Here is a 15,985-nt window from a genome sequence, read left to right as displayed (position 1 = left end):
GGCCGCCTTGTACTTAGTTCGCAAAGGCGCAAAGGCGCAAAGGCGCAAGGGCGTAAAGTATAATCTTCCTGAAACTTTTTAGATAGTTCCTTTGCCCGGGTGTTCGCCTGTTGAACGCCTGCCATGGCAGGCGTTCAACAGGCGATTCATGACAGCCGGTTTTTCCTCTCCAATCCTCCGGCCCCTCACATTCCTCCTCTCAGACCTCTTAACCTCCCTGACCTCCCAGTTTGAAAAGACTCCCTGACCTCCGGGCACTCCCCAACCTCCCATTTTGCCGGGTACGTGTGCGCAGGCCGGACTGACAGGGAGGTTTCGGAGGCACCGGAGATCAGAGAGAACGATCTCAGGGAGAGGTCAGGGAGGTCAAGAGGTCTGAGAGGAGGACAGTGAGGGACCGGAGGCCAGGGAGGATTTGAATGGCGAATGTCCAAAAAGTTACAGTAAAAACTATACTTTTTATATTTTTGCTATCGTTACGTCTTTGCGCCTTTGCGCCTTTGCGCCTTTGCGCCTTTGCGAACCAAACTCGAGGCCTCCCGGGGCCGAGATTGGGTCAGCTTTGTGCTGTATGTTCGGTGAGTAAGCGGTAACCTATATAACATGATAACGCATGCCTACTGTACAGGTGATCACTATGGAGAAGAGCTCTCAGATCTCAGGCTTTTACAAGCTTCCCCCGCAGGAGCGGCTGGCTAAGGTGAAGGAACTCGCCGGCCTGACCGACGAGGAAGCGGCAATCATCGGCGCCACGGGCGCCCTGAAATACGAGCAGGTCGACCGCATGGTCGAGAACGTCATCGGCGTTATCCCCGTTCCCCTGGGCATAGCGGTGAACTTCCAGGTCAACGGCAAAGACTACCTTGTGCCGATGGCCACCGAAGAGCCCTCCGTCATTGCAGCAGCGTCCAACGCAGCCAAGATGGCCCGCGACAAAGGCGGCTTCAAGACCAGCAGCACCGGCCCGGTCATGCGCGGCCTCATCCAGGTAACCGAGGTCAAGGACCCGTTCAGCGCCCGGCTCGAAGTGCTGGCCGCCAAGGACAAGATCATGGAGATGGCCAACGCAGTAGACCCTGTTCTCGTGAAGTTCGGCGGCGGCTGCAAGGATGTCGAGGCCTACGTCAGGGAAGTCCCGAACAAGCCTGGCCACACCATGCTGATCGTCCACCTGATCGTCGACTGCCGGGACGCCATGGGCGCCAACGCAGTCAACACCATGACCGAGACCGTCGGCCCGCACATCGAGAAGATTACCGGCGGCAAAGTCTACCTGAGGATCATCTCCAACCTGGCAGACAAGCGCCTGATGAGGGCTAAGGCCGTGTTCAGCAAGGAAGCCATCGGCGGCGAGAACGTGGTTGACGCAGTTATCCACGCTTACGAGTTCGCGCTCGCAGACCCTTACAGGGCGGCAACCCACAACAAAGGCATCATGAACGGCATCTCCGCAGTGACCCTCGCGACGGGCAACGACACCCGCGCCATCGAGGCAGGCGCCCACGCCTACGCGGCGATCACCGGCACCTACAAGCCTTTGACCACTTACGAGAAGAACGCCGAAGGCGACCTCGTAGCGACCATCGAGCTGCCCCTGGCAGTCGGCCTGGTCGGCGGCGCCACCGCTTCGCACCCCACGGCCAAGGCGAACGTCAAGATCATGGGCGTCAAGACGGCCACGGAACTCGGCGAAGTCATGGCGGCAGTAGGCATTGCGCAGAACTTCGCAGCGCTCCGGGCGCTGGCCACCGAAGGCATCCAGCGCGGCCACATGCAGCTCCACTCCAGGAACGTCGCCATCCAGGCAGGAGCCACCGGAGACCTGATCGATAAGGTCGCCGAGGCGATGGTCAAGGAGAAGAAGGTCCGGGCAGACCGGGCTAAAGAGCTGCTGGAAGAGCTCAAGAAACAGTAAAACAATTTTTTTCTATTTTTTATACACCAATCACTTTTTATCTGATAATGTATATATCCAGATTGGGGTATAAGGGCTAGTTCGAACGCCCTATTAATCTGGTGGGTCTTATGACACGCGGTATTGACCATAGTGGACAGAGTAATCTGGACTTCCTCATCGGCAGCGCGATTTTCCTCATGGCTTTCATCTACGTTATCGCCTTCGTTCCAGGCCTTTTCGTCCCTTACCAGGCGGGAGCTGTGGATCTCGGTTCAGTTGCCTACAAGACGTGTGCCGTGCTGGTGGAGGACCCCGGCTGGTATACGTGGCAAGCCGGTACAGACACTTACGGTGACCCGGGCTGGGAGAACCACGTCGATCAGGTTACCCGCATCGGCCTGGCGAATGATCGGATGTCGCCTAACGTGCTTTCGATGAACAAGATCAAAGCGCTAAATAAAATCAACGATTATGACCTTGTGGGAGAAAAGGTCGGGCTGAACGGTACGATCACTTACGATTACACGCTATCGCTTACCATGAAAAACGAGCTCTCCCAGATGAATGTTCCTCTGTTATACAAGTCGGGTGCAGAAAAGAACAATAATGTGGAGTACATGGAGCGAAACGTCCTTGTGGACACGGGGAAACAGTTATTTGTGGACTGCGGCCTCGTCACAGGGGATACCTCCCTGCTCGATGTCAACCTCAGCAATAGGATCTACGATCCGGAAGAGAATGTCACCATTCGCATTTTTAATACACCCGGCAACAATACATTCCTGAGGGTTATGTACGCTTATGATAACGCGTCTCCGTATACTCCGTACATCCTCAACAAAGACTATTATCTATATAAAAACGGATCGCAGCAGCTTTCGGTCCCGTTCAACTTTACCAACAACGATACCGTTGAGGTTGTAGTAAACAGTTCTTCTCTCTACAATTCAATCGGAGATCAGTACGTCCAGTTAATCCAGGTGAGAGTGGATGAACACGTGTCAAAACCCTTCCCTCCTGCCGGTGCTGGTTATGGGATAGACTACGCTGGTAATTCGACTTATATGTTGCAGAACGTTTGCTATCCAGGGCTTTTTAAGATAGAGGTATGGTCGAATGAAATCTAAAACTACACACGGCCAAATTTATACACTGGAAGGCGTCATAGCCGCAGTAGTTGTGGTTGGCTTATTAATTTTCATTATCCAGTCCATATCTGTCGTTTCTCCCCAGACCGAGATGACCTCCAACATGAAGTTGTTACAGAAGGCTTCCGATACGCTGATCTGTCTCGACCGCCTGAACGAGACCAACACCAGCGAACTCAAGTCGACGATCTCAGGCTGGAACGGCACTCTCGCCGATTACGAGACTAACTTATCGTTAGTCGAGATGAACATCTCTCTGCTGGACGAGAAAATCCGGTACTACCTGACGCCCGACGGAAATTACTCCGACATATACTACAACGTGGAGATCTTCTACCACAACGACACCGGAGATCACAGGGCGCCGTTAATTGTGCACGGCAAACCCGGGGATAACTCGGTCGTCGCATCGCGGCTCATCACGATAAACAGTAATGAAAAAACCTCGTCTTTTTGGGCTGAGAGTATAGCGGAATATTCCAGTTTCCCGCAGGTCGTCGAAGTAAGGCTGATCAGCTGGTACCTCTAAAGTTTTTAACCTAAAGGGCGCTCAGGGGAGTATAAGGGTACTGCCTGCTACTACTCTGAGCGACGATAAAACTACTCCTGCCGGGAGCTCTTGAAAATTTGGATACGGTCCGGCAGTGGCCCCGCTTAGCCGGAGGATGCAGTATAGCTATCCAGTGCCGGACCGTTTAATATGTTTCCCGAATGTCTTATTACGATGTGTAGAGCATCGGTTTGACGCCTATGGTGTGCTCGCTGACGATGACCTTCTTTACGTCGTGGACCGTTACTACAACCTTATTCGGAATGCTTACGTCCGGATTTTCAACGCTGAAGCCATCCTCGGTAAACCTGTCATACAGGCATCTGCCCCACGCGTTCGGGTACTCGGTATCTATCGTGATCACGGCGTCCGATGGCGATGAAGTTGCGTTGGTCACTTTTGTATCCTTGTATTCCATGATGATGTTCGCTGTCCCTGACCCGCCGAAAGAACTGGTGTCACCGGTGATGCGGATGACGTTGATGACCAGTGTGCCAGTTTCTTCTGCACCGTATATTCTGGGGGATAAGACCATGATATCGTCGTTAAGGGACCCGTACGACATCCATAAGCCACCATTCTGGACACTGACTCGTTTACCGTTGGTGACGTAAGTCAGCTCGCCGGTCTTCGTCTCCGGGTAGAACATTGTGGTAGTACCAGGATACTTCACGCTGATCGTCGAGCCCTCCAGGGCCGTGTACAGTGTCCCTCCCTCGACGTGCATGCGGGCCGTCGCCACCGGGGTCTTCTCCAGAGCCACGCGGCATATGCCGCTTTGAACTACTTTGAAGCCCTGCTCGATGTTCTGGATATTGTTGGTCTCTTTGGTGCTGTTCAGGATATTCGTCCCGAACAAGACGATGATCGCTATGCCGGATACTACAATGCCAAAGACCAGGATCGTGCCGAGTGCCTCCGATACCCCGCTATCGTTTGACTTGCGGGTCTGTCCGGTCCTCGAGTAAGGATTTTTACCCATCCTTCCACATTTATACATTTTATCTAGTTTCACTGGTTGACTACCCCCGATAACGCGCTCGCATCACGAGTCGTACTTAATCGTGTGCGTCGTGTACATACTGGTCGTACTTCCGTTGATGGGAATCGTGCTGTTGACTCCATTGATGGTGACTGTCATACTGATGCTTGTATAGTCGCTGAAGACAACCACTTCTTTGTCCCAGCCATTACTACTGGGGCGAATACTGAGCTTATAATCGTGGCTCGCTATGGAATCAGGCAATTCGAACGTGGTACTGACGTTGCCAGTTTCCGGGGCTATCAGGTAGGTGTCCAGTAATTTGGCCGATACGTCGTTGCCTACATCGGTGAACTGTATCCTCGATACCACGTCCGTAGGGCCGCGTATGAACATGTCGTCGAACATGGCCACCACCATGATAAAAATGATGAAAGCGAAGACGAATGTGATCATGTACTCGATGATGGCACTCACAGCCCTCTCATCCGCTTTGCGCCCTGTAGACATGGCTCCACAGTTCCTCTTTCCCGGTCCCTTTTTCACCGTAACACCTGCCTTTATACCCTCATAAATACACGATCGTAGTCTCGTTGTACATCGTGTTGCCGTTGTTATAGTAGATGTTCAGCGTGATGTTCTCTATCTGCCTTATATTCGGGTGGGCCGATGCATTGTAACCCATGTTCAGGTACGAGACGTTCAATACTGCTCCCCTGTATTCCATGAGGCGGCTCTCATCTTTCGCGAACCGGGTGAAGTTGGAGTCGAACCACTGCTTTCGTTTATCAAAGTCAGGAGCCTCGTTTGCCCGGGTTCCCAGGATATATGTCTCGCTGACTGTTTCAGATCTCAGGTCCCGGATGTCGTTCTTCGGGAAGTCCATGATCGACGTCGCGGACGAGTGCCCCGCGAGCACTGACTGATTTACAAAGACCAGCAACACCGCCATCCCTATGGAAATGATGACCGCGATTAGCAGGATCCACTGGCCATCGTTGTCGTCTTCATACCGGCCGACCACAGTTACCGGCCTCCGATCGATGCCGTTTTCACGATCTCTCCCGTTACTGCGTCGATGCGCACGATCCTGATACCCTCCCCGGTAGAGTCGTACAGGTCCCAGTAGCTTCGATTACCTATCGTTTTCAGCGTCATCGCTACTGATGGTACCGAATCTGTATCCTCCGAAAATGTCAAGTTTACACTGTACCATGCCTGGTCGCTGTCGATGACGCAGCTGAGGTTTAGGGCGGGCACAGGGGCGGGACTACCATATGCCGGGTCCGAGTACGGTGCGCTCTCTTTACCCTCTGACAGGTTCACCGTGTACGCCACCAATCCTTCAACGACGTAAAAAGTCCGCAATTCACCATCACCTGCGAGTGTAATCTTCCACGTGCCCGACGCACCGTTCATGCAGGAATCCGCAGCGATGCTCACCACAGACACGTTATGCTTGCCTACGGTCCAGTTAGCTACCTGCTCTTGATCCACCGTCGTGGCAAAGGCGCCCAGCGCCAGATCAGGAGATTTAGACGTCAGCGAGAAGTTCAGTTTGTCGGCCTTTTCCGGGATTGCCCTGGCTGTAGCTGTGACGATCGTACCGGACGTAGTGCTGTTATCGTCGATGCTACTATTATTCGTAGGGCTGCTGTACGTATCTGTGGATCTCGACGATAGCTCGTAGACACCGATCGTCAGGATAAACATGGCGATGATGATCGCCAGTGCAGCTATCGGCCAGATATTTTTTTTCATCGTTCAGCTCCTAATGTAGTATTATCTTGCCGTTGTTTGCCGGAATGCTTACCTTCACCTGGCTATCGTTTATGTTCGCGCCGTCGGTGGCTTCAATCCTGATTTTATAGTTGCCCGCAGGAAGCTTTTTAAGATTCCACTGGGTGCTGTACGTGCTCGTCGTCGAGTTGTTGCCGGCGAACCCTTTCTTCAGCTCCGCCTCTGCGCCGCCTTCCGGCTGGAGATAGATGACCTGCGTGTAATCATACGGGCCGCTATACAGTACGTTCCAGGTGATCTGCTGGTACTCTTCGATCAAGTCCTGGTTATCCGCTGGCGTGATGATTTCGACCACCAGTTCTGCTGTACTGTTACCGGTTGCATTACTGTTGGGGTCATCGCTACAGTAGATCGAGTTCTCGGTAAACGTATCGTAGACAGTCTTATTATCGCGTATGTACGAAACATAGCTCCTGTTGGTGACCGGTACGATCGTGCCGCCATGCATTGCTTTCATCTTGTAGTCCAGCTGCCAGACATCGTTAATATGGATCTGGCCGGGTTCCCAGTACATGCTATAATTCTGGCTATCCATGGTTACGATGGGCTCGATCTGGGCCCTGGTGCCGTTGGCGAAGGTGACCCAGGCGGAATTGTTCACGTACTCGGCATCGGACACGATCGTGCCGTTAATCATCGTCCGGTTGGAAATAATCGTCATCGATGTTTCATTGGCGATCACGTCTTTGATCTGGGTGCCGATCTGCCGGTATGCCTTGGCCAGCCCGACATCTGAGGTAACGTTGTAGTACGTACCGCCAGTGGTGTTGGCAATCTCCCTCAAGGTATCCTGATCCGCCATTCCCATGCCAATGGTGAATATCGTAATGCCAGCATTTCTGGCGCTGGTTGCCTCCGCCCTATCCTGGGTGGGGGACTGCGAATACCCATCGGTCAGGATGATCATGTAATCCCTGTACTCGCTTCTGCCAAATCTCACGAGCTGATCTCTCGCATAAGCCATGCCCTCGGAGATCTGGGTGCCTCCGCTGGCGGATAACCCTTTAACCGCAGTAATCGTGCTGTTCTTGTTTTCCGGGGTCATCAGCTTGAATCCTGCAGTAGAGTAATAATCGGTATTAAAAGACACGACACCGAGTTTGTCCTCGCTTGACATGTTACTGATGAACTGGATTGCGCCGGTCTTCGCAGCGCTGGTCACGTCTACCTTGGGGCCCAGCCTAAGGGGCAGAGTCAGTACCATCATGTTATACCTGGCCTCTCCCTTGGCAGAATTATACATCTGCATACCGTAGATCTTGTACGCCCCGTCCACCGCATTGGTGAACTGCACGAAGTTTTCGTTTGCCGACTGGATAGTCGAAACGCCGACTCCCGGGTAGGCTCCCGTGCTGACGTACCTGTTACCGTTCGGGTCCTCGACCATCAGGTTATAGTAGCTGCCGGTGCTGAAGCCATTGTAGTTAGACGAATAATTCGTATAGGGCGACGATAGCATTATCTGAACCGTCCGGTCGACGACCTTGGTGTTATCATTATTGTAGGTGTCTATATACTCCCATCTGGTGCTGTTCGCCAGCCCCCACGCATCGTTATAGTAGACCGAATTTTTATGATTATTGAATGTACTGGATGTTATTCTCCTCGTCGAAACTGTGGTAGTTTTCTGCGGAGTAACCACGATGGCATCCGTGTAAGAGTTCTTATTGCCGCCCACGATTAGGCCGTATACTTTATACTCCCCAGCCACCGGGGCGTTGAACGTTATTGTATTATACTTCTGGCTCTGGCTCGTGGTGACATTTGGATAAGTTCTGTCTGAGACGTATGTTTTACCTGTCGGGTCCACTACCTTCATATAATAAGTATACGAAGAATCGCTCGATGCGGTGTTAAATTTGAGAGAGAACGGGCTGCTGCCTGTTTTAACGTAGGTTGCGACAGGGTACCAGTCTGGCAATCCTTCAAATCGAACCAGATCCCTGTTGTCGTCGTTGTACTCATCCGCTTCGTCTTCCACGGTATAGTAACTGTTTCTGGTAAGAGTGCCCTGCTTCGGCTGCTTATCTGTGGGGTAAACCGTGTTCGCGCACCAGTTCATGCTACCAGATCTGTCGGTGACGAGCATCACGTCGACCGGCTGCACCCTGCTGTTCCAGCCCAGGCCTTTCAAGGTGATACCAACGTTGATCGTGTCGTTGACCGAGACGTTGCGAGGCGTGATCGTAGATTCCGTACTGATGAACGACACGTTGGTATATAAGATCTTGAACGTGGAGGACAGCGTGCCGCTTTCGGCATTTACCGACGTGTTTCCCGTACCTTCTGAGAACTTCCCCAGGGTGAAGTTCGTGTAGAACTCGCCGTTGAGGTCTGTATAGCCGCTGGCCGGCCCGGTGATATTCCCGGCCGTCAGGTTCAATGAATAGATGTTGATATACTGATTGGGAAGCGGGTGATCATACTTGTCCGTGACCAGGGCAAGGAGCTGAGTAGTGTGTACGTCCTCCATATCCTCGGGCTGCTCCACGTCAGAGCTCGCGATGACTCCGGGGTTAGCCTTGATGACTGTTTTAGCAGGGCTGTCTGCCACGTAATCCAGGGTAATCGTATTTGAAGCGTGGGTCGAGGTGGACTCCACAGTCAGGAGCAGGCTCCCTACATAGATAGAAGGGCTGATGTCCATCTCGGCATAGCCGTTAAAATTGGTCGTCGCCACATAGATCAGCACACCATTCTTGGTGATGTTGAGCGTGTCGCCTTTCACCGGGTTGCCGCCGCCATCCCGCGCCCACATCCTCAGCTTATAATGGGTTGTTCCATCGGCGATTATGGGTGACTCGGGGGTGGAAACCAGCACGATATTGCTGGTCGAGCCTCCCATGCCCATAACGATTGTCGAGTCGATATCCCCCAGGCGATCGTTACTGACCAAGACTGTATTAACCCCTGCTTTAGGGCTGGTGTTGAAGCTGAAGAGAACCGTACCGTTCTCGTCTGTACAGCCCGAGTAAGAGGAAGGTGTCGCGAGGCTGCCGGGTGAATATACTGTGAAGTTTATCACCAGGTCCTGGACGGGCGTCTGGTAAGTGTGATCAATCACCGTCGCTTTTATCTCGGCAGCTGTACCCGCAGTCACGCTGTCCGGTTTCTCGAAGATGACCTGCGGTTCCAGGAAGTAAACGCTGAAGCTCTCGCTGATGTTTCCGACTACTCCCTTAGTCGCAACTGTGACATTGTACCGGCAGCTTTCCGAAGCCGGCCCGAGGTAACCTCTTGCCCTGCCATTTACATCAGTCGTGGCGACAACGGTTTTATCGTTGATCGTGATGAACACCGGCGTATTGTTGCAGGGATTATCGTTAGCATCTTTCAGCTGTACTAAGAAAAGGACCTGTTCTCCTCTACCCGCCGGCATCAGTGTCGGGGGCGCCGGAAGCGATGGGTATTCTGATGTAACGTCTATCTTTACCGGCGGACCGTTCACCGAAATTTCCTTAGTGGCCGATATCGACGAATAAGCCGCCGTTAGCGATGCAGTTCCCGCTCCGGGGCCGGCGGTGATACTCGTAGTTGCGCGTCCGGACGAGTCGGTGGTCGCTGACGTCGGAGTGGCAGAGATTTCTCCGGCACACGTAAAAATAATAAAGGCTCCGCTAACCGGATTGTTGTTGCTATCAACCAGGTAAACATCTGCGCTGGCCGTTGTCCCGGCAGTCATCTTCGCAGGTGTGGTAATAATCACAGTCGGCGAACCGACTTCTCCTGCGTATGTTACTGTGCTTCCAGCGACGATACATGTGATTATAGCGATAGCCATCGCTAATACAATGTGCCTACTGAGCCTGGTCATATAGCAACCGCTCCCCCGATAATAGAATGATGGCTTCAACAATTATAAATACTTTTTTAGAAGAGTCTAAATAAGGAACATTTTTATTTGATTTGTGCAGAAACAGCTTATTTTTATCTCATAAATATATATGTGGCAACTATGGGTATAGGGGATCGGTTGTTACTCTATGCCTTCACGAGACGTGGCTAGAACTTTTATCCGATAAAATATATGTACTCTCCCCGCAAATACTCTTGCCACCGAAATTATCGTTTACAAATCGGTGTTACTCATGAAGCTTGAACCATCGCAGGTAAAAGAAAAGTTCGGGCCGCTGTTTTCCCAGCGGCTGCTGACCATGGTGGACGGCCGCAGGGGCGTCGCGGAGATCATGGAGACGTGCGCCGTGAGGGGCACCATCGAGTGGGACGCAGTAAACCGGTGCCGCGCTGGCGGGCTGATCGAGTGGTGCGAAGTCGAAGGCACTACCATGACCATGAGGGCGAGGCTCGGCGAACAGAAAGCCAATTTCGGCCCCGCCGACAGTGAGATGGGCGGCCAGGCGCTGGAAGGCGTCACCATCGACGGTGACCTGGTCAGGACAAAGTGGGCGGGCACCGGCGGCGCCGGTCTCGGTATCGCGGCGTGCCTCACCCAGGCACCCGGCGTTCTTTTTTCAGTCTACCCGACCGAGCAGGACCTGAAAGTGGGTGGCTCTCACACAAACCGGGTAGAGATCGTGACCCCGCTCTACGAGAAGGTGACCATCGGTGTAGACGACACGGACAACAAGGAAGGCGGTGCTACCTGGGTAACAGCCCTGAAGGCGAGCAAGATCGCCGCCACCCTGCCCGGAGTCCACGCGCTGAACCTCCGGCTCATCCAGCTGTGCCCGAAATCGCCGAACAAGACGACCAACTGCGTCTCCTCTGCCATCACCTTCGCGGTCAAGCCCGGATCCTACGACGCGCTCATCGACAGCATCGTGGACACAGTCAAGGCAGAAAACAAGTCGGACGACCCCGGCATAGCCGTCTACCGGGGCATTGGCATTCCCGCCGGCCTCAAGGAATTCGGCTGGGCGACCAAGAGGCAGCTAGTCAGCCTCTCTGACGTGAACGCGAAAGCGAATGAGTTCGGTGTCGAGTTCATCGACCTCATGGGCGAGAAAGCCGGCAGAATCGGGGCGCTGGCGGCAGTGGCGCTTTCGGAGGAAAGGGCCGAAGTGGCCGCGCTGCACGAGGATAAAGCGCTGCCTCTCATCCGAAGGTGAGCGTCTAATGGTCTGGGATACCATCGTTACGGGCGCAAAGAGAAACCGGGCCAGGATAGCCGTAGGCATTGGATCCGAGTACGTCGATAAGACCGTCACCTGCGCGGAGCATGCAGATGCCGCAGGGTTTGCCCAGATCACGCTGGTGACCGGCAAACGCATCGAAACCGGGCTCCCCCAGTACGTATCCTCAGACCCTGAGATGGCTCTGATCCGGCTACTCAAAGAGGGCAAGGTCGACGGTGTAGTCCGGGGCTCCCTCAGCGCCAGCTCCACGCTTAAGTATTTAAAATCCGAAATGGGCCTCCGGAAGATCATGCGGGTGTCGCTGCTCAAGACACCCGGCGGTCGGTTCTTCTTTTTCGCCCCAGTAGGCGTAGACGAAGGCTGGACAATCGAAGATAAAGTCGAGCTGGGCGTGCTCGGCGCGGACCTCATGCGTCGGTTCGGCATCGAGCCCGACATCGGCGTCCTCTCCGGCGGCCGCCTGGGCGACAGAGGGCGATCGCCGAGAGTAGACAAGTCCATGGACGACGCCGAAGAAGTGGCCCGGCTGCTCACCGAAAAAGGCATCAAGGCGAAGCACGCCCAGATCCTCATCGAGGACGCCGTCAAAGAGCACAATTACGTCCTCGGACCTGATGGCATCAGCGGCAATTTAATATTCAGATCCCTCTGCCTCGTCGGCGGCGGCGACGGTTACGGTGCGCCCTTAGTCGGTACCGACCTCGTGTACGTCGATACTTCGAGAGCAGGGAGCGGGTACGAGCATGCAATATGCATGGCGAGCGCGCTGTGTAAGAAAAAGTAATTTTTAGACTTTCTGCACCTTCGGCTTAAGCTCGCCTTTAATGCCGATCTTCTTCGCCTCTTTGATCTGGAGCATGCAATCCACGCCGTAGGCGTCGTTGAATTTCTGGTAGTCGGCCATGTTGAGGAAGGCAGCGTCGATCGATACCGCTGAGTCTGCGGCGTAGATGCCGATGTCGTCCATGACCCTGTGGCCCGGGTTTGGCAGGCAGTCGCAGAACTGGACGATGTCCTTGGCGAAGCTGATGTACGCGACTTTGTCCTTCTTAAAGGTGGACAGGACGCCGTAAGCCGCCGAGGCCAGCGCCATGCTCAGGGCGGGCATGTTGGCGAGCTGGATGGCCCCTGTCGGGCAGGCATCTCTGCAGGCCGGGCAGCGCATGCACAGCTCTGACTTGTTTACAGCTTTCTCGTCGACGATCTCGGGTAGCTTGAGGGCACAGGCGTTCCTGCAGGCGCCGCAGCCCACGCACTTGCCACCGTCTATCTGCAGCCCGACGGTACGGTGCTGCCTCAGCTTGCCGGCACAGGGGGTGCAGCCCATGGCTATGTTCTTGATCGCTCCGCCGAAGCCTGTCAGCGCGTGGCCTTTGTAGTGAGAGACAACGATCATGGCGTCGGCTTCTGCAATTGCGCCTGAGACCTCGATCTCTTCCAGGATCCCTTTCGTCTTTACCGTCCTATAGCTCTCGCTGCGCAGCCCGTCCGCAGAGATGAACGGGGCCCCGCCGTAGCCGTTGAGCTCAGCGTTCTCCCAGTGGTCGACCGCGTTGCTGCGATGCGCATGATAGTAAGTAGACGAGTCAGTCAGGAACGGCTTTCCTCCGGCATTTCTGACCCCGTCTATGATCTGCCGGACGAAGAAGGGCGGAATATAGTACGGGTTGCCCAGCTCGCCTACGTGCAGCTTGATCGCGACCAGATCTCCTGCCTTAACACAGTCGAAGGTGCCTGCTTCTTCGTACAGGTCAGATGCCTCATCCATGAGATTGTACCCGGCGTCCCAGGGCGTGAAGTAGACGGTCATGGTCATTATAAAGGCGGTTAATGACAAATAGCTTAGCTCTGACCTGCGCACTTTTTGTTTTACGGCGCCCTACCCTTTGTTTGGGCAGCCGGATGATTAAGCCCAGGCGCCAGCGCCTACTCAAACAATCTCCGACGCTCTCTTGTCCGAAGGACAAAAGTTTTATTGATGGGGAGCAAGCATATAATCAAAAAATCTCTCTCGTGGATGATCTCATGATTGGTATGATTCTTTGCGGTGGCATGGGGAGCAGGCTGAAGCCTTACACTGACTCTACTCCGGCGCCGCTTATCGAAATTAAGGAGCAGTACACGATCCTGGACAAGCAGCTGTTCGACTTTGCCGCTGCCGGAATTACCGAGGCTGTGCTGCTCACCGGGTACAAGGGTGACATGATCAAGGCACGGTACGGTGACGAGTACAAGGGTGTCAAGCTGCACTACCACATGGAGGAGAAGCCGGAAGGTACCTTGAAGGCTATCCGGGCGGGCATGGACCTGGTGAAGGGGGAGACGTTCCTGGTCAGGAACGGCCATATCGTGTCCGACATCAACATCCGCCGGATGATCCAGCGGCACGAGCACGGTACTAACGGGGCTACCATGTATGTGACGAAGATGCGGAGCCCGTTCGGCATCGTGGAGCTGGGCGACGACCGGGTGAAGTCGTTCAGGGAGAAGCCTGTGCTGGAGTACTACATTAACGGTGGCGTGTACTGCCTGAACCGGAACCTGCCTTTCGACCAGTTCGAGGGCGGAGCAGTGGAGCAGACCGTTTTCCCCCTGATTGCCGAGAGCAACAGGCTCGGGTATTACCGGGAGGATGATGTGTTCTGGAGCCAGGCCAGCACTGTCCGTGACTTAGAGGATATCCGCAAGGAGTACCGGAACAAGACTGATAAGCCGTGGGGTTACGAGAAAGTCTTGATCAGCACGGACAAGTACCTTACTAAGGAGCTGTTCATCCGGGCGGGGTATCAGACCTCGTTCCATAAGCACCCCCGGAAGGATGAAACCATGTATATCATGAGCGGCGTCGGTTACATCGAGTTCGAGGACCACAAGGAGTTCTTCCAGAAGCACGACACCATCCGCATAGAGCCGGATGTCCCGCACACCATCGTGGCCACCGAGAACACCGTGCTGCACGAAGTCAGCACCCCCTTCTTAGAGGACACCGTCCGCCTGAAGGACTACTACAACGTAAGGTGAGGTAATTCCCGTGAAAGCGTTCATCCTTTGCGGCGGCCGGGGCGAGAGGCTCAAGCCGATCACTGACAGGATACCCAAGCCCATGGTGCCGGTTGCCGGTAAGCCCATCCTGGAGTACCAGATTGACTTGCTGAAGAAGCACGGCGTCCGCGACATCGTGTTCCTCGTCGGCTGGTACGGCGAGGCGATCGAGAGCTACTTCGGCGACGGCAGCAAGTTCGGCATCCGGGCCGAGTACTCTTACGAGGACCCCAATAACAGGCTCGGCACCGCCGGGCCGATCAAGGCAGCAAAGGACAAGGTCGACGGCGCAATCATCGTCATGAATGGCGACATCGTCTCCAACACCGACATCGGCGGTATCGTCGCGTTCCACACCAAGAAAAAGTGCCTGGGCACCATCAACATGATCAACATGCCCTCGCCCTTCGGCATCATCGACCTGGACGGCGACCACATCACCCAGTTCAGGGAGAAGCCCGTCCTGCCGTTCAAGATGAACGCCGGGCTCTACGTCATCGAAGCCGAGGTCGTCGACATGATGCCCGCCGTAGGCTCCATCGAGACCGACGTCTTCCCGAAAATCGCCGCCGAAGGAAAACTATGCGGCTACGACTCCACTGGTATCTACTGGAGCGACGTAGGCACCCACAAAGACCTGGAGAAAGTGACCAAAGACGTGCAGTCCGGGGCTTTCAAGCTGTAAACGATAACGCCCTTTTCTTTTATCCGAATATTGATCACAGCGACATGGTGACAGTGGACAAGCAACAACTGGATAGTAACTGGAACCACGGCGGCACGGCGACACAGAGACAAATACGAACTGCAACAAATGGATTTGCCGTCTACCGATTTTATTCTAAGGTCATCTGTGAAATCAGTGCAATCCGTTTCAATCTGTGATCCTGGCACAGCGCAGCGATCGTCATCGCATCGCCTCGAGAACGCCTGCGACTGCAGGCGTTCAAAAGGCGAACATGAAGATAAGAATAATGCAACACAGCAGCACGGCGACACAGACAACTGCGATGCCGTAACAGGGTACTCTTTTTTAGTCCACGGCGACACGGAGACAGATCATTAATCAATAACCGTTTACTGACCAGGTATTTCAGTATATCAATATGATCACGTGACCGGTAAACGACTTACAATAGTGATTCCTGGTTTCTTCAGTATATTAACAAAAGAATGATTGTCTCCGTGCAGTCAGCCCGCCGTGCCGCCGTGGATCAAAAAAGGGAGCCTTGCTATTCCGGTACGCTTGTCTCTGTGTCGCCGTGCCGCCGTGGTTCAAATAACCATCCTGCCATCGTTTCTCGAATTATCTCCGTGTCGCCGTGCCGCTGTGGTTAGAACATTTGTTTTCCAGTTGTCAGGATAAAGAGCCGTGCCGCCGTGGTTTAAATAACCATCCTGCCATCGTTTCTCGAATTATCTCCGTGTCGCCGTGCCGCTGTGGTTAGAACATTTGTTTTCCAGTTGTCA

14 protein-coding genes are annotated in these 15,985 nt (G+C 54.1%); 7 read left to right on the top strand and 7 right to left on the bottom strand.

The features are described from left to right. Nucleotides 1-78: 78 nt before the first annotated feature. Nucleotides 79-258, bottom strand: coding sequence for a hypothetical protein (locus ACPLPM_RS16620; protein WP_424357886.1), 180 nt, complete (start codon nucleotides 256-258; stop codon nucleotides 79-81). A 379-nt stretch (nucleotides 259-637) separates the two neighbouring features. Between ACPLPM_RS16620 and ACPLPM_RS16615 the strand changes: the two genes are divergently transcribed. The 3 genes from ACPLPM_RS16615 (at nucleotide 638) to ACPLPM_RS16605 (ending at nucleotide 3,574) form a co-directional block, all read left to right on the top strand. Continuing rightward, nucleotides 638-1,915 (top strand): hydroxymethylglutaryl-CoA reductase, degradative, encoded by a 1,278-nt coding sequence (locus tag ACPLPM_RS16615; RefSeq protein WP_424360004.1) that lies wholly within the window; start codon nucleotides 638-640, stop codon nucleotides 1,913-1,915. A 110-nt stretch (nucleotides 1,916-2,025) separates the two neighbouring features. Then, on the top strand, nucleotides 2,026-3,024 hold the full coding sequence (locus tag ACPLPM_RS16610; RefSeq protein WP_424357885.1) for a DUF7287 family protein: 999 nt from the start codon (nucleotides 2,026-2,028) through the stop codon (nucleotides 3,022-3,024). Further along, nucleotides 3,014-3,574 (top strand): DUF7288 family protein, encoded by a 561-nt coding sequence (locus ACPLPM_RS16605; protein ID WP_424357884.1) that lies wholly within the window; start codon nucleotides 3,014-3,016, stop codon nucleotides 3,572-3,574. Before ACPLPM_RS16610 ends, ACPLPM_RS16605 begins: the two co-directional genes overlap by 11 nt. A 190-nt stretch (nucleotides 3,575-3,764) precedes the next feature. On the opposite strand, the gene ACPLPM_RS16600 is transcribed toward ACPLPM_RS16605, so the two are convergent. The 5 genes from ACPLPM_RS16600 to ACPLPM_RS16580 all read right to left on the bottom strand — a co-directional run bounded on the left by ACPLPM_RS16600 (nucleotide 3,765) and on the right by ACPLPM_RS16580 (nucleotide 10,191). Beyond that, nucleotides 3,765-4,577, bottom strand: a complete 813-nt coding sequence (locus tag ACPLPM_RS16600; RefSeq protein ID WP_424357883.1) for a DUF7289 family protein — start codon at nucleotides 4,575-4,577, stop codon at nucleotides 3,765-3,767. Between the two features lie 63 nt (nucleotides 4,578-4,640). Beyond that, entirely contained in the window at nucleotides 4,641-5,123 is a 483-nt protein-coding gene (locus ACPLPM_RS16595; protein WP_424357882.1) for a DUF7266 family protein, read from the bottom strand. 22 nt (nucleotides 5,124-5,145) lie between these two features. Further along, a complete protein-coding gene (locus ACPLPM_RS16590) occupies nucleotides 5,146-5,601 on the bottom strand; it encodes a hypothetical protein (protein WP_424357881.1) in 456 nt (151 codons plus the stop codon). A 2-nt stretch (nucleotides 5,602-5,603) separates the two neighbouring features. After that, nucleotides 5,604-6,338, bottom strand: a complete 735-nt coding sequence (locus tag ACPLPM_RS16585) for a hypothetical protein (RefSeq protein WP_424357880.1) — start codon at nucleotides 6,336-6,338, stop codon at nucleotides 5,604-5,606. A 10-nt stretch (nucleotides 6,339-6,348) separates the two neighbouring features. Further along, nucleotides 6,349-10,191, bottom strand: a complete 3,843-nt coding sequence (locus ACPLPM_RS16580; protein ID WP_424357879.1) for a VWA domain-containing protein — start codon at nucleotides 10,189-10,191, stop codon at nucleotides 6,349-6,351. Nucleotides 10,192-10,465: 274 nt separating this feature from the next. Between ACPLPM_RS16580 and ACPLPM_RS16575 the strand changes: the two genes are divergently transcribed. Further along, on the top strand, nucleotides 10,466-11,446 hold the full coding sequence (locus ACPLPM_RS16575; RefSeq protein ID WP_424357878.1) for a tRNA(Ile2) 2-agmatinylcytidine synthetase: 981 nt from the start codon (nucleotides 10,466-10,468) through the stop codon (nucleotides 11,444-11,446). Nucleotides 11,447-11,453: 7 nt separating this feature from the next. Continuing rightward, nucleotides 11,454-12,257, top strand: a complete 804-nt coding sequence (mtxX, locus tag ACPLPM_RS16570; RefSeq protein WP_424357877.1) for a methanogenesis marker protein Mmp4/MtxX — start codon at nucleotides 11,454-11,456, stop codon at nucleotides 12,255-12,257. 3 nt (nucleotides 12,258-12,260) lie between these two features. Here the strand turns inward: mtxX and ACPLPM_RS16565 are convergent, their stop codons facing one another. Continuing rightward, nucleotides 12,261-13,283, bottom strand: a complete 1,023-nt coding sequence (locus ACPLPM_RS16565) for a DUF362 domain-containing protein (RefSeq protein WP_424357876.1) — start codon at nucleotides 13,281-13,283, stop codon at nucleotides 12,261-12,263. A 215-nt stretch (nucleotides 13,284-13,498) separates the two neighbouring features. Between ACPLPM_RS16565 and ACPLPM_RS16560 the strand changes: the two genes are divergently transcribed. Together ACPLPM_RS16560 and ACPLPM_RS16555 are read left to right on the top strand one after the other, a co-directional pair. Then, a complete protein-coding gene (locus ACPLPM_RS16560) occupies nucleotides 13,499-14,494 on the top strand; it encodes a sugar phosphate nucleotidyltransferase (protein WP_424357875.1) in 996 nt (331 codons plus the stop codon). A 10-nt stretch (nucleotides 14,495-14,504) separates the two neighbouring features. Beyond that, entirely contained in the window at nucleotides 14,505-15,200 is a 696-nt protein-coding gene (locus ACPLPM_RS16555) for a nucleotidyltransferase family protein (RefSeq protein WP_424357874.1), read from the top strand. The last annotated feature ends 785 nt before the right edge of the window (nucleotides 15,201-15,985 follow it).

The sequence above is a fragment of the Methanocella sp. MCL-LM genome (assembly GCF_049676595.1).
In the GTDB taxonomy this organism is placed as follows: domain Archaea; phylum Halobacteriota; class Methanocellia; order Methanocellales; family Methanocellaceae; genus Methanocella_A.
Note: the sequence above shows the minus strand (reverse complement) of the source record. Positions and strands in the feature narration are given on the sequence as shown.

Excerpts from the sequence above, each read along its gene's own strand:
- mtxX (WP_424357877.1), top strand. The coding sequence starts at position 11,454 with ATGGTCTGGGATACCATCGTTACGGGCGCAAAGAGAAACCGGGCCAGG.
- ACPLPM_RS16610 (WP_424357885.1), top strand. The coding sequence starts at position 2,026 with ATGACACGCGGTATTGACCATAGTGGACAGAGTAATCTGGACTTCCTC.
- ACPLPM_RS16580 (WP_424357879.1), bottom strand. The coding sequence starts at position 10,191 with ATGACCAGGCTCAGTAGGCACATTGTATTAGCGATGGCTATCGCTATA.
- ACPLPM_RS16565 (WP_424357876.1), bottom strand. The coding sequence starts at position 13,283 with ATGACCGTCTACTTCACGCCCTGGGACGCCGGGTACAATCTCATGGAT.
- ACPLPM_RS16615 (WP_424360004.1), top strand. The coding sequence starts at position 638 with ATGGAGAAGAGCTCTCAGATCTCAGGCTTTTACAAGCTTCCCCCGCAG.
- ACPLPM_RS16560 (WP_424357875.1), top strand. The coding sequence starts at position 13,499 with ATGATTGGTATGATTCTTTGCGGTGGCATGGGGAGCAGGCTGAAGCCT.
- ACPLPM_RS16575 (WP_424357878.1), top strand. The coding sequence starts at position 10,466 with ATGAAGCTTGAACCATCGCAGGTAAAAGAAAAGTTCGGGCCGCTGTTT.
- ACPLPM_RS16600 (WP_424357883.1), bottom strand. The coding sequence starts at position 4,577 with ATGGGTAAAAATCCTTACTCGAGGACCGGACAGACCCGCAAGTCAAAC.
- ACPLPM_RS16585 (WP_424357880.1), bottom strand. The coding sequence starts at position 6,338 with ATGAAAAAAAATATCTGGCCGATAGCTGCACTGGCGATCATCATCGCC.
- ACPLPM_RS16605 (WP_424357884.1), top strand. The coding sequence starts at position 3,014 with ATGAAATCTAAAACTACACACGGCCAAATTTATACACTGGAAGGCGTC.